Origin of the sequence: Nocardioides carbamazepini (assembly GCF_024614185.1) — a bacterium.
Classification (GTDB): Bacteria; Actinomycetota; Actinomycetes; order Propionibacteriales; family Nocardioidaceae; genus Nocardioides; species Nocardioides carbamazepini.
This window is the reverse complement of the sequence record NZ_JAHTLF010000016.1, coordinates 1,144,413-1,157,182: the sequence shown is the minus strand read 5'-3', so window position 1 is coordinate 1,157,182 and position 12,770 is coordinate 1,144,413. Positions and strand designations below refer to the sequence as shown.

Sequence of the window (12,770 nt, the reverse complement as noted above, 5' to 3'; positions counted from 1 at the left end):
GTCCCTGCGGAGTTGTTCGGAGGAGCGAAGCGGGGGAGGAGAAATCCGTGGGGTGCTCATGCGGCACCGTCCTCGGACGCGCGGTCGTCGCGGGCCAGCTCGGCAGCGCGGCAGACCGCCTTGACGATGTTCTGGTAGCCCGTGCAGCGGCACAGGTTGCCGGCGATCATGTCGCGCGCCTCGTCCTCGGTGGGCTCGGGGTTCTCGGCGATGCCGGCGGTGATCGTGGTCAGGAAGCCGGGGGTGCAGAAGCCGCACTGGAGGCCGTGGCACTCGCGGAACGCCTGCTGCACCGGCCCCAGCTCGCCGTCCGGCCGGGCCAGGCCCTCGACGGTGGTGACGTCGTGACCCGCGGCGGAGACGGCGAACATGAGGCAGCTGCGCATCGGCTCGCCGTCGACCAGGACCGTGCAGGCACCGCAGACGCCGTGCTCGCAGCCCACGTGGGTGCCGGTGAGTCCGAGGTCGTGCCGCAGCGCGTCAGACAGCAGCCGCCGGGCGGGCACCGCCACATCGTGCTCGGTGCCGTTGATCCTCAGCCTGATCTCGTGCTGCTTCTCGCTCATCGGCTTCCCCCCGCCCGGGTTCGGGCGTCGTCGTAGGCGGCGGTCACGACCCGCGCGGTCAGCACGGTGGCCAGGTGCGCGCGGTAGTCCGCCGTGGCGTGGATGTCGGTCTCGGGGTCGAGCTCCTCCAGCGCCGCCGCGGCGGCCGCGGCCAGGGCCGTGGCGTCGACGGAGCCGTCGAGCGCCTCGGTCAGGTCGACCACGGCCGGGATGTCGGAGACCGACAGGTAGCCGGCCTTCGCCGACACGACCCGGTCGCCCTCGACCGTGACGACAGCCGCGACGCCGCACATGGCGTAGTCGCCGTGCCGGCGGGCGATCTCCTCGAAGGCCACGCCGCTCCCGGCCCCGAGCGCCGGGAAGAACGCCTCCACTGCGATCTCGTCGTGGTGGAGGCTGGACTCGAGCGGGCCGACGTACAGCTCCGCTGCGGGGATCGTACGACGCCCGCCCGGTCCGGCCACGTCGACCGAGCCGTCGAGCAGGCGGAGCACCATCGGCATCTCCGCCGCCGCGTCGGCGTGGACCAGCGAGCCCACGGTGGTGCCGCGGTTGCGGATGGTCGGGTGGGCGACGTTGGCCAGCGCGAGCGGCACGAGCGGCTGCACACGGGCGACCTCGGCGTCCTTGAGGACCTCCGCATGCCGGGCGAGTGCGCCGATCCGCACGCCGTCCGCGTCGGCGCGGACGTGGTCGAGGTCGGGCAGGTCGTTGATGTCGACCAGGACCGCCGGTGCGGCCAGGCGCATCGAGAGGAGCGGCACCAGGCTCTGGCCGCCGGCGAGGATCTTGGCCTCCGGGTGCCCGGCCAGGGCCTGGAGGGCTTCCTCCAGGGTCCCCGGCCGGACGTAGTCGAACGGTGCGGGCTTCACAGCCTCTTGGTCACCTCACCCGAGCCGAGGTCCGCGTTCCGCCCCTTGACGAGGTGGAAGAAGACGATGACGAGAATCGTGCCGAGGGCGATGCCGCCGAGCTCGAAGTCGTCGGTGATCTTGAGCGTGACGCCGCCGATGCCGGCGATCAGACCGGCCGCGAGGCCGACCATGTTGACCGGGTTGCCGAAGTCGACCCGGTTCTCGACCCAGATCTTCGCGCCGACCAGCCCGATCATGCCGTAGAGCACGAGCGTGATGCCGCCGAGGACACCGCCCGGGGTCGCGTTGACGACCGCCCCGAACTTGGGACACAGGCCGAGCAGGATCGCCACGATGCCGGCGACGTAGTAGGCCGCGGTCGAGTAGACCTTGGTCGCGCCCATGACACCGATGTTCTCGGCGTACGTGGTCGTCGGCGAGCCACCGAAGATGCTGGCGAACGCGGTCGCGGCGCCGTCGGCACCGATCGCGCGGCCCATGTAGGGGTCGAGGTTCTCGCCGGTCATCTCGGCGACGGCCTTGACGTGACCGGTGTTCTCGGCGATGAGGGCGATGACGCCCGGCAGCACGAGCAGGATGAACGTCAGCGAGAAGCTGGGGCCGTGGACGACGGAGACGCCGTCGGCGAGGTCGCCGCTCGGGAACCCGATCCAGTCGGCGGCCTTGACGCCCGCCCAGGAGACGCGGTCGTGCTCGACCTCGACGCCGGCGCTGGCCCCGGTCACGGAGGTGATCGCGCCGAACAGCTTGTCGGCGACGAAGGAGATCAGGTAGCCGAAGATGAGGGCGAGGAACACCGCGATCCGCGACCAGAAGCCCGGCAGCAGCACGGACGCACCGACCATGAACGCCGCCGTGAGGAGAGCGATCCACTGGTCCTGCGGCCAGTAGACGCCGGCCACGACGGGCGCCAGGTTGAAGCCGATCAGCATGACCACGGCGCCGGTGACGGCGGGCGGCAGGAGCTTGTTGATCAGGCCGGCGCCCGCGAAGTGCACGGCGACACCGATCGCGGCCAGCACGAGACCGGCGACGAGGATGGCACCGGTGACGTCGGCCGAGTCACCGCCCTGCGTGCGGATCGCGGCCACACCGGCCACGAACGAGGCGCTGGTGCCGAGATAGCTCGGCACCTTGTTGTTGCAGATCAGCAGGAAGCCGATCGTGCAGAGACCCGAGAACATGATGGCGAGGTTGGGGTCGAGGCCCATCACGATCGGGAACACGAAGGTCGCGCCGAACATGGCGACGACGTGCTGTGCCCCGAGGCCTACGGTTCGCCCCCAAGGGAGCCGTTGGTGCGGCGCGACCGGTTCGCCGGGCGCCGGGTTGACTACCTCCCACTTGAACATCGACATACTGAGTCCTCCTGATCTGGGGCTGCTCGACTTGGTGCTCCCTTGATGGTGCCGCCGAGGCTCTCCAACCTATTGAGGGCGAGATCACACCTCACTGGCCACTTCCGCCAAAGGAACCGGGGAAACTGCTGTCGATGTTTGCCTGTGATTCAGCTCCGCCCTGTCATTTGCTGACGACCTCGAGCACCTTGAGCGCCACGGCGACGTCGAGACGCAGGTTCTGGTCGGACGCGACCGGGCCGAGGAGCCGCTCGAGCTTCCCGACCCGATAGCGCATGGTGTTGTAGTGGAAGAACTGCGTGCGCGCGGCCTCGGCCACGTTGAAGTTCGTGTTGAGCAGCACCTGCAGCGTCTCGCGGAGCGTGATCGCCTCCTCGGTGGTGCCGGCGAGCTCCCCGAGGACGTCGTGGGCGAAGGCCCGCAGCTCGTCGATGTCCGGCACCATCGCGATCAACCGGTGCAAACCGAGATCGTCGAACCAGGTCGTGGTGCTCGGGCCCCGGAAGCGGCGCCCCACCTCGAGCGCCCGCCGTGCCTGGCCGTAGCTGTCGGGGAGGCCGGACGGCACGGACGCCACGCGGCCCACACCCGCCGTGAACGGACGCCGCCCGCCACCCTTGTCACCCGCGACGGCGTGCACGAGGCGCCGGACCAGCGCCGTGGCGGCCTGGAAGTCCTCGGCCGGCAGCACCGCCACCACCTCGGAGCCGAAGTCGGCGATCGGGATGGCCCGGTCGACCGAGGCGGCCACCTGGCGCCAGGCGTTCGCGAACCGCTCCTGCCAGTGCCGGCGATCCTCGACCGACGCCGGCGGCTGGTACGACGGCTGCGGGTCGATCTGCGCGGCGAGCACGATCGTCGGGCCGCTCAGGTCCCAGCCGAAGCCGACGACGTGCTCGCTGACGAACTCGTCGGAGCCGGCGCGGCCCAGGAAGACATCGCGCAGGAAGTCGCCGCGGTACTTGTTCTCCACGGCGGAGACCGCCTGCTCCCGGGTGATCGAGAGTGACACCGCGGTGGCCGCGCGCTGCAGGGCGACGACCTGCTGCGGCACCATGCCCTCCTCGGCGATCGCGACCAGGTGGCCGAGCGCCTGGTTGGGCGCGGCGAGGGGCTCGCGGTGGACATGGGCACCGGTCACCGGCTGGCCCTCGTGACCGCCCCGGTCGCCCAGCCACTCGACCCGCAGTCGGCCGGTCTCGTCGGTCAGGCCCGCGGCGGTGATCCGCTCCCGCATGGCGTCGTCGATCCGCGCCGCGCGCTCCCGGCCGTCGGTCGTGGTCACGGCGACCTGGACGTCGAGCGCGTCGCCGATCGCGGCGACGAGGTCGCCGAGGTCGGCCCCGGCCAGCACCAGCTGGGCGAGCGACTCGGCGAGCTCCTCCACATCCATCACGCCATGGTCCGCGATACCGCCCCCCGCAGTGGCTATCAACTCTTGCCCGACTTCTGCTCCGACGTTGGCAATGCTCACCATTCGATGCACGATACCCAGCCGTTAGCGTCCCAGAGGTGCAACGGGTCGAATCGCAGGTCGGAGGCGCCGGTTCGCCGGCGCTGCGTGGCCTGCTCCACGGCCCCCCGGCGACCGGCACGGTCGTGCACTCCGGACGTCAGGCGGTGTACGCCGACCTCGGCGGCGGTGCCACCGGCGGCGTCGTCGGGATCCTCGCCCACGGCGCGGTGCACGTCCCCTGCGGCATCGCCACGACGCTCGACGCGTTGCCCGACATCGAGGTGGGCTCCCCCGCGACCGCCGGCGACGGCGTGCTGCGGGTCGGTCCCCTGACCGTCGGCGTCGACCGCCTGGTCCGCTTCCGGCCCGCGCCGCTCACCCCGCAGACGGCACGTCGGCTGGTCGCCGTCACCGTCGACCTGGGCGTGGCACGCGACCAGCTGCCCCCGGACGCCCTCGACCTGCTCGCCGCCGGAGACCCGGCTGCCGTGCCGGACCTGGTCGGCCGGGGCGACGGCCTGACCCCGGTCGGCGACGACGTGCTCTGCGGCTGGCTCGCGACCACCCTCGCGCGCGGCGTCGACCCCGGCGCGGTCGCCGACGCGGTCCGGGCACACCTCCACCGCACGACCGGCCTCTCCGCGACGCTGCTCCGGCACGCGGTCGACGGGGAGGCGATCGCGCCGTTCCGCGCCGCTCTCGCCACCGGCGACGCCGCCGCGGTCGCCGCGCTGCTCGCCGTGGGGCACACCTCCGGCACCGGGATGCTCCTCGGCGCCCACCTCGCCCTCTCCACACCTGACAGTCAGTCCGTGTCCATCACTCATGAAGCCCTTGAAGGGAGTACTCGATGACCGTCGAGCACGTCGAGATCCGGCCCGGTGCGTACGCCGACAGCGTCGCACTGCTGCAGGTCAGCCGGGACGTCGCCGCCACGCCCGGCGTCACCGCCGCCCAGGTGGCGATGGCGACCGAGCTGAACGTGGAGGTGCTGCAGGGCATGGGCTTCACGCTGCCCGCAGCCAGCCCCAACGACATGGTCGTGGCGGTGCGGCTCGACGACGAGTCGGCCCTGCCCGCCGCGCTCGCCGCGGTCGACGCCGCGCTCGCCGCCGCCCGCAAGGGCTCGTCCGGGGGTGAGGTCACGGCGCCGCCGCGCACCACCGGCTCGGCGCTGCGCCGTGCCGGCGGCGACCTCGCCCTGGTCTCGGTGCCCGGTGCCTCGGCGCTGGTCGAGGCCATGGACGCCCTCGACGCGGGCGTCGACGTGATGATCTTCAGCGACAACGTGCCTGTCGAGCAGGAGCTCGCCATGAAGCGGATCGCCCGCGACCGCGGCCTGCTCGTGATGGGCCCCGACTGCGGCACGGCCGTCGTCGGCGGTGTCGGCCTCGGCTTCGCCAACACGGTCTCCCCGGGCAGCGTCGGCATCGTCGCCGCCTCCGGCACCGGCTGCCAGCAGATCCTCGCCCTCCTCGACGCCGCCGGCGTCGGTGTCGCCGCCGCGCTCGGTGTCGGCGGCCGCGACCTGTCCGCGGCGATCGGCGGCATCTCCACCACGACCGCACTCGACCGCCTCGACGCCGACCCGTCGGTCGAGCAGGTCGTCGTCGTGTCCAAGCCGCCGGCCGCCGAGGTGGCCGCCGCCGTCGAGAAGTACGCCGCCGGCCTCACCACGCCGGTGCGGTTCGCCCTGCTCGGCGCCGGCCAGCCCGACCTCACCACGCAGGTCGAGGCGCTGCTGGGCGACCTGGGCGTCGCCGTACCGGCCTGGCCGACGTGGGGCACGCCCGCTGTCCGCAGCGCGTCGGGCGGCACCGCGCTGCGCGGCCTCTTCGTCGGCGGCACCCTGTGCGACGAGGCGATGCTGCTCGCCGCGGAGACGCTGGGCCCGATCCGCAGCAACATCCCGCTCTCGCCCGAGCTGGCCCTCGACAGCAGCCTGCTCGAGCCCGGCCACCTGATGATCGACTTCGGCGACGACGGCCTCACCCGCGGCCGGGCGCACCCGATGATCGACCCGACCCTGCGCCTGGAGCACCTGGCGAAGGTCGCCGCCGACCCGGAGACCGCCGTCATCGTGATGGACGTCGTGCTCGGCCATGGTGCCGAGGACGACCCGGCCGCCGGGCTCGCCCCCGCGATCGCCGCGGCCCGCGCGATCCGCGACGTCCCCGTGGTCGTCGCCTGTGTCGGCACCTCGGCCGACCCGCAGGGCCTGGCCCGCCAGGCCGAGGCACTGGCGGCCGCCGGCGCCGAGGTCCACCTGTCCAACGCCGCGGCCACGCGCCGGGCGATCGCCCTCGCCACCGGAGGAGCCCGATGAGCACCACATCACTACCCAGGTCCCTGCCCAGCGCGACCCCCGCCGCCGTCGCCGCCGTCGGCGCCGACATGTTCGCCACCGCCGTCGCCGACCAGGCCGTGCCGGTCGAGCGGGTCGACTGGACGCCCCCGATGGACGGCACCGCCGACGACCTCGCCACGGTCGCCGCCGACCCGCTGCGCCGCGACGCCAACGCCCTCGCCGTCTCGCGGATGCTCGACGTGCAGGCGATGCTCGTCGGCGTCGCCCCGGCGTCGGAGCTGCTCGGCCTCGAGAAGGGCCAGTTCCTGCACGCCGGCCCGCCGATCGAGTGGGCGCGCACCTCCGGCCCGCTGCGCGGTGCGCTCATGGGCGCCGCCGCGTTCGAGGGCCTCGTGGAGGACCCCGAGGACGCCGCGGCCCTGTTCGCCTCCGGCACCGAGGTGTCGCTGGAGCCCTGTCACCACCGCAGCGCCGTCGGCCCGATGGCCGGCGTGGTCTCGCCGTCGATGTGGATGTTCGTCCTCGAGGACCCGGCCACCGGTCGCCGCACCTACTGCTCGCTCAACGAGGGCCTCGGCAAGGTGCTGCGCTACGGCGCGTACGGCCCCGAGGTGCTCGAGCGGCTGCGCTGGATGCGCGACCTGCTGGGCCCGCTGCTCGGGGAGGCCGTTGCCGCGGCCGGCCCGGTGGACGCGACCGCGATCCTCGGCCAGATGCTGCAGATGGGCGACGAGGCGCACAACCGCAACCGTGCCGGGACCCTGATGCTGCTGCGCGACATCGCGCCCTCGCTGGTGCGCGCGTCGCGGTCCTCGGAGGAGGTCGCCGAGGCGTTCGCCTTCATGGGCGGCAACGACCACTTCTTCCTCAACGTCGCCATGCCGGCCTGCAAGCTCGCGCTCGACGCGGCCCGCGACGTACCGGGCTCGACGATGGTCGTCGCGATGGCCCGCAACGGCACCGACTTCGGCATTCAGGTGTCCGGCACCGGCGACCAGTGGTTCACCGGCCCGGCCCAGCTCGCCGACGGCCTCTTCCTCGGCGACTACGGCCCCGACGACGCCAACCCGGACATCGGCGACTCCGCCATCACCGAGACCGCCGGCATCGGCGGCTTCGCGATGGCCGCCGCCCCGGCGATCGTCCGCTTCGTCGGCGGCACCGTCCCCGACGCCCTGGCCACCAGCCGCCGGATGCGCGAGATCACGATCAGCGAGAACAACCGCTGGCCGATCCCGGTGCTCGACTTCGCCGGCGCCGCCACCGGCATCGACGTCTCGTCGGTGTGCCGCACCGGCATCCTGCCGCAGATCAACACCGGCATGGCCGGCAAGGTTGCCGGCGTCGGCCAGGTCGGTGCCGGCCTGGTCACTCCCCCGGCGTCGATCTTCCCGGCCGCGCTGGCCGAGCTGGCCCGGCGTACGCGGGACCGCGCCTGATCAGTCGACGCGGTCGATGACCAGCGGCCGGGGCGCGTACGGCGTCCCGGCCGCTGCCACGTCGTAGCCGCCCTCGAGCGCGGCGAGCGCCCGCTCGAAGCGCTCGGGGGTGTCGGTGTGCAGCGTGAAGAGCGGCTCGCCGGCCCTCACGACATCGCCGGGCCGGGCGTGCCAGACGACGCCGGCACCGGCCTGCACGGGGTCCTCCTTGCGCTCGCGGCCGGCGCCGAGGCGCCAGGCGGCGATGCCGACGGAGAGGGCGTCGAGGCGGGTGAGCACGCCGTCGGACGGCGCCGTGACGACGTGCTGCTCGCGGGCGACGGGAAGCGCGGCGCCCGGGTCGCCGCCCTGCGCCTGGATCATCCGTCGCCAGGCGTCCATGGCGGAGCCGTCGGCGAGCCGGTCGGCGGGGTCGACGTCGTCACGGCCGGCCCCGGCGAGCATCTCGCGGGCCAGGGCGAGGGTGAGCTCGACGACGTCGGCAGGGCCGCCGCCGGCGAGCACCTCGACCGACTCCGCGACCTCGATCGCGTTGCCGGCGGTGTAGCCCAGCGGGGTCTCCATGTCGGTGAGCAGGGCGACGGTGCGCACGCCCGCGTCGGTGCCGAGCGCGACCATGACCTCGGCGAGCTCGCGCGCCTTGTCGATGTCCTTCATGAACGCGCCGCTGCCGACCTTGACGTCGAGGACGAGGGCACCGGTGCCCTCGGCGATCTTCTTGCTCATGATCGACGACGCGATGAGCGGGATCGCCTCGACCGTGCCGGTCACGTCGCGCAGCGCGTAGAGCTTCTTGTCGGCGGGCGCGAGGCCGTCGCCGGCCGCGCAGATCACGGCGCCGACCGACTCCAGCTGCGCGAGCATCTCGTCGTTGGACAGCAGCGCCCGCCAGCCCGGGATCGACTCGAGCTTGTCGAGCGTGCCGCCGGTGTGGCCCAGGCCGCGGCCCGACAGCTGGGGTACGGCGACCCCGCAGGCCGCGACGAGCGGAGCGAGCGGCAGGGTGATCTTGTCGCCCACTCCCCCGGTGGAGTGCTTGTCGGTGGTCGGTCGCGAGAGCGAGGAGAAGTCCATCCGCTCGCCGGACGCGATCATGGCCGCCGTCCAGTCGGAGATCTCGCGGCGATCCATGCCGTTGAGGAGGATCGCCATCAGCAGCGACGACATCTGCTCGTCGGCGACGGCGGCCCGGGTGTAGGCGTCGACCATCCAGTCGATCTGGCTGCCGCTGAGGGCCCCTCCGTCACGCTTGGCGAGGATCACCTCGACGGCATCGTGCTGGGGACGGGGCGGGGCGCCTTGACTGCTCGCGCTTGGGCTGCTCACGGTGCGTTTGTACCAGGAGGCGCCACGTGGTCGAGATCCTCGGGGCCGAACGCCTGCGGCAGCACCTCGTCCATCGGCAGCGCGCCCTGCGGCGTCAACACCTCCAGCGCGGCGCCGCCCGCCTCCCACAGCAGCTGGCGGCAGCGGCCGCACGGCATGATCACCTCGCCCGCGCCGTTGACACACACGAAGTGGGTCAGCCGACCGCCGCCCGTGGCGTGCAGCTGCGAGACGAGCCCGCACTCGGCGCACAGGGTGACGCCGTACGCCGCGTTCTCGACGTTGCAGCCGACCACCAGGCGCCCGTCGTCGGCGAGCGCCGCGGCGCCGACCCGGTAGCCGGAGTAGGGCGCGTAGGCCCGTGCGGCGATCTCGTTCGCCGCCTGCGTGAGGGTGTCCCAGTCGACCACCCCGCCACGCTAGGGCATGGAGGGCCGCCGCGAGGATCTTCCGCTGGGGCAGGTTTCGACGGGAAATGTCCCAAGTTGGTAACCGTTTCGACGAATGCGCTTCCCGCGGAGCGGTCTGTGGGTGAGGATGCACCCCGGGATACCGAACCAAAGCTGTGCGAACCGAAGACAAAGCTGCCCTGCGACTCGGAGCCGGGCGTCGACCTGGAGGACATCTGTGAAGACCTGGAAGAGGACGACGGCCGCGGCGGCCGTGGCGCTGATCGCGAGCGCGGCCCTGGCGGCCTGTGGCGACGCCCCCGACGAGGACAACGACAACAACGCGTCGGAGAAGAGCGACTTCCTTCCCTGCATCCTCTCCGACGCGGGCGGCTTCGACGACAAGTCGTTCAACCAGCTCAGCTACGAGGGCGTGCAGGACGCCGCCGAGGAGCTCGGCAGCGAGTACAAGGAGTTCGAGTCCAAGAACGAGAACGACTACGCGGGAGCGCTCGAGCAGTTCGTCGGCCAGGGCTGCGACGCGATCGTGACCGTCGGCTTCGCGCTCTCCGCGGCGACGGTCGAGTCGGCCAAGGCCAACCCGGACATCGAGTACATCCTCATCGATGACGCCGCCGACAACGACTTCGACGGCACCAAGGACGCCGACAACATCAAGCCGATCCTCTACGACACCGCGCAGGCCGCGTTCCTCGCCGGCTACGCGGCGGCGGACTACACCAAGACCGGTGTCGTCGGCACGTACGGCGGCCAGCCCTTCCCGACCGTCACCATCTTCATGGACGGCTTCAAGCAGGGCGTCGAGTACTACAGCGAGAAGAAGGGCAAGGACGTCAAGCTCTTCGGCTGGGAGGGCAACGACAAGGGCGTCTTCACCGGTGGCTTCGACGCCAACGAGAAGGCGACCAACGCGGCCAAGGGGCTCCTGGACCAGAACGTCGACGTGATCCTGCCGGTCGGTGGCCCGATCTACCAGGGTGCGCTCACCGCCATCGCCGACTCCGGCAAGGACGTCGCCCTCGTCGGCGTCGACGCCGACTTCTTCGAGACCGACCCGAACACCCAGGACCTGGTGTTCACCTCGATCCTGAAGAACATGAAGATCTCGACGACCGAGGCCGTGGTGGCCGCCGGCAACGACGAGTTCGACACCGAGGCGTACGTCGGCACGCTCGAGAACGACGGGGTCGGCATCGCGCCGTTCCACAACTTCGAGTCGAAGATCTCCGACACGCTGCAGGCCGAGCTCGACGAGGTCAAGGCCGGCATCATCGACGGCAGCATCCCGGTGACGTCGTACCTCACCCAGTGATGCCCACCTGCCCTCCGTCGGCCACGCGCTGACGGACGGCAGGGCGGAGACACCCTCCGGGGGAGGTCGGTTCCGACCTCCCCCGGAGGCATTCGCGTCGGACGCGCCCATCGTTTCCCGGCGCTCTTGCTGGCTTCTGCATCCCCGCTCCGAGAGGATTCCCCCATGACGCTCGAACTCCGGGGCATCACCAAGCGCTTCGGCCCTCTGGTCGCCAACGACCGGATCTCCCTCACCGTCAACGAGGGCGAGATCCACGCCCTCCTCGGCGAGAACGGCGCGGGGAAGTCCACCCTGATGAACGTGCTCTACGGCCTCTACCAGGCCGACGAGGGCGAGCTCGTCCTGGACGGCGAGGTGCGGAAGTTCGCCGGGCCCGGCGATGCCATGGCCGCCGGCATCGGCATGGTCCACCAGCACTTCATGCTGGTCCCCGTCTTCACCGTCGCCGAGAACGTCATGCTCGGCAACGAGGCGACCGGCTTCGCCGGGACCCTCGACATCGGCGCCGCCCGTGAGCGGGTGCGGGAGATCTCCCAGCGATTCGGGTTCGACGTCGACCCCGACGCGCTGGTCGAGACCCTGCCGGTCGGTGTCCAGCAGCGCGTCGAGATCATCAAGGCACTCTCCCGCGACGCCCGCGTCCTCGTCTTCGACGAGCCGACGGCGGTGCTCACCCCGCAGGAGACCGACGAGCTGATGGGCATCATGCGCCAGCTCCGCGAGTCCGGCACCGCGATCGTGTTCATCAGCCACAAGCTGCGCGAAGTCCGTGCCATCGCCGACCGGATCACCGTGATCCGCCGCGGTGCGGTCGTCGGCGAGGCCAGCCCGACCGCCACCAACGCCGAGCTCGCCTCCCTCATGGTCGGGCGGCCGGTCGAGCTGACCGTGCACAAGGAGCCGGCCCAGCCCGGGCCCGACGCCTTCGTCGTCCGCGACCTGCGGGTGCTCGACGACACCGGTCACACGCATCTCGACGGCATCACCTTCTCCATCGCCCGGGGCGAGGTGCTCGGCGTGGCCGGCGTCCAGGGCAACGGGCAGACCGAGCTGACCGAGGCGATCATGGGGCTGCAGAGTCACGTACGCGGCTCGATCCGGCTGGGCGAGCACGAGCTGGTCGGCAGGTCGGTCCGCAAGGTCCTCGACGCCGGCGTCGGCTTCGTGCCCGAGGACCGGCAGGTCGACGGCCTGGTCGGCGAGTTCACGATCGCCGAGAACCTGATGCTCAACCGCAGCCATGGCCTGCCCTTCGTGTCGGCCGGCACCATCCGCTCGGGCGTCCTCGAGGAGTTCGCGCAGCGCACCCTCGACGCGTACGACGTCCGCGCCTCCGGCATCCAAGCGAAGGCCGGCCAGCTCTCCGGCGGCAACCAGCAGAAGGTCGTCGTCGCCCGCGAGCTGTCCCGCGACCTCAGCCTGCTCGTCGCTGCGCAGCCGACCCGCGGCGTCGACGTCGGCTCCATCGAGTTCATCCACAAGCAGGTCGTGGCGACCCGGGACTCCGGCGTCCCCGTGCTCCTGGTGTCCACCGAGCTGGACGAGATCGTCGCGCTGTCGGACCGGATCATGGTCCTCTACCGCGGCCAGGTCGTCGGCATCGTGCCGGCGGACACCCCCCGCGAGACCCTCGGCCTGATGATGGCCGGCGAGCGCCCCGAAGGGACGGCCGCATGAACACCCCACGGAGTTCTTCTCCTCCGCTTCGCTCCCCCGA

The 12,770-nt window shown here is 71.9% G+C and carries 11 protein-coding genes; 5 read left to right on the top strand and 6 right to left on the bottom strand.

Annotated elements, in window-relative coordinates:
- Positions 1 to 56: 56 nt before the first annotated feature.
- From KVF89_RS18020 to KVF89_RS18005, 4 genes are all read right to left on the bottom strand, one after another.
- Positions 57 to 566 carry a (2Fe-2S)-binding protein gene (locus tag KVF89_RS18020; protein WP_257427468.1) on the bottom strand — a complete coding sequence of 170 codons (510 nt, stop codon included), beginning with the start codon at positions 564 to 566 and terminating at the stop codon, positions 57 to 59.
- The gene (locus tag KVF89_RS18015) at positions 563 to 1,438 is read right to left on the bottom strand and encodes an FAD binding domain-containing protein (RefSeq protein ID WP_257427467.1); all 876 of its coding nucleotides are present in this window, start codon (positions 1,436 to 1,438) and stop codon (positions 563 to 565) included. The genes KVF89_RS18020 and KVF89_RS18015 overlap by 4 nt, the downstream gene beginning before the upstream one ends.
- Positions 1,435 to 2,793, bottom strand: a complete 1,359-nt coding sequence (locus KVF89_RS18010) for a uracil-xanthine permease family protein (RefSeq protein WP_372497938.1) — start codon at positions 2,791 to 2,793, stop codon at positions 1,435 to 1,437. The genes KVF89_RS18015 and KVF89_RS18010 overlap by 4 nt, the downstream gene beginning before the upstream one ends.
- A 169-nt stretch (positions 2,794 to 2,962) precedes the next feature.
- Entirely contained in the window at positions 2,963 to 4,192 is a 1,230-nt protein-coding gene (locus KVF89_RS18005) for a helix-turn-helix domain-containing protein (RefSeq protein WP_257427465.1), read from the bottom strand.
- 119 nt (positions 4,193 to 4,311) lie between these two features.
- Between KVF89_RS18005 and KVF89_RS18000 the strand changes: the two genes are divergently transcribed.
- From KVF89_RS18000 to KVF89_RS17990, 3 genes are read left to right on the top strand one after another with little or no spacing between them, the layout of a single operon-like run.
- Positions 4,312 to 5,109 carry an oxamate carbamoyltransferase subunit AllH family protein gene (locus tag KVF89_RS18000; protein ID WP_257427464.1) on the top strand — a complete coding sequence of 266 codons (798 nt, stop codon included), beginning with the start codon at positions 4,312 to 4,314 and terminating at the stop codon, positions 5,107 to 5,109.
- Positions 5,106 to 6,581, top strand: a complete 1,476-nt coding sequence (locus tag KVF89_RS17995) for an AllF/FdrA family protein (RefSeq protein ID WP_257427463.1) — start codon at positions 5,106 to 5,108, stop codon at positions 6,579 to 6,581. The genes KVF89_RS18000 and KVF89_RS17995 overlap by 4 nt, the downstream gene beginning before the upstream one ends.
- Positions 6,578 to 8,002 carry a YlbE family protein gene (locus KVF89_RS17990; protein ID WP_257427462.1) on the top strand — a complete coding sequence of 475 codons (1,425 nt, stop codon included), beginning with the start codon at positions 6,578 to 6,580 and terminating at the stop codon, positions 8,000 to 8,002. Before KVF89_RS17995 ends, KVF89_RS17990 begins: the two co-directional genes overlap by 4 nt.
- Here KVF89_RS17990 and KVF89_RS17985 read toward each other — a convergent pair whose 3' ends face one another.
- Positions 8,003 to 9,328: a thymidine phosphorylase gene (locus KVF89_RS17985; protein ID WP_257427461.1), complete on the bottom strand. Its 1,326-nt coding sequence runs from the start codon at positions 9,326 to 9,328 to the stop codon at positions 8,003 to 8,005.
- Positions 9,325 to 9,738 (bottom strand): cytidine deaminase, encoded by a 414-nt coding sequence (locus KVF89_RS17980; protein ID WP_257427460.1) that lies wholly within the window; start codon positions 9,736 to 9,738, stop codon positions 9,325 to 9,327. The genes KVF89_RS17985 and KVF89_RS17980 overlap by 4 nt, the downstream gene beginning before the upstream one ends.
- A gap of 217 nt (positions 9,739 to 9,955) precedes the next feature.
- Between KVF89_RS17980 and KVF89_RS17975 the strand changes: the two genes are divergently transcribed.
- The gene (locus tag KVF89_RS17975; RefSeq protein WP_257427459.1) at positions 9,956 to 11,050 is read left to right on the top strand and encodes a BMP family lipoprotein; all 1,095 of its coding nucleotides are present in this window, start codon (positions 9,956 to 9,958) and stop codon (positions 11,048 to 11,050) included.
- 165 nt (positions 11,051 to 11,215) lie between these two features.
- The gene (locus tag KVF89_RS17970; protein WP_257427458.1) at positions 11,216 to 12,730 is read left to right on the top strand and encodes an ABC transporter ATP-binding protein; all 1,515 of its coding nucleotides are present in this window, start codon (positions 11,216 to 11,218) and stop codon (positions 12,728 to 12,730) included.
- The last annotated feature ends 40 nt before the right edge of the window (positions 12,731 to 12,770 follow it).

Coding starts and splice junctions, on each gene's coding strand:
- KVF89_RS18020 (WP_257427468.1), bottom strand. CDS start 566: ATGAGCGAGAAGCAGCACGAGATCAGGCTGAGGATCAACGGCACCGAG.
- KVF89_RS18010 (WP_372497938.1), bottom strand. CDS start 2,793: ATGTTCAAGTGGGAGGTAGTCAACCCGGCGCCCGGCGAACCGGTCGCG.
- KVF89_RS18005 (WP_257427465.1), bottom strand. CDS start 4,192: ATGGATGTGGAGGAGCTCGCCGAGTCGCTCGCCCAGCTGGTGCTGGCC.
- KVF89_RS17995 (WP_257427463.1), top strand. CDS start 5,106: ATGACCGTCGAGCACGTCGAGATCCGGCCCGGTGCGTACGCCGACAGC.
- KVF89_RS17990 (WP_257427462.1), top strand. CDS start 6,578: ATGAGCACCACATCACTACCCAGGTCCCTGCCCAGCGCGACCCCCGCC.
- KVF89_RS17970 (WP_257427458.1), top strand. CDS start 11,216: ATGACGCTCGAACTCCGGGGCATCACCAAGCGCTTCGGCCCTCTGGTC.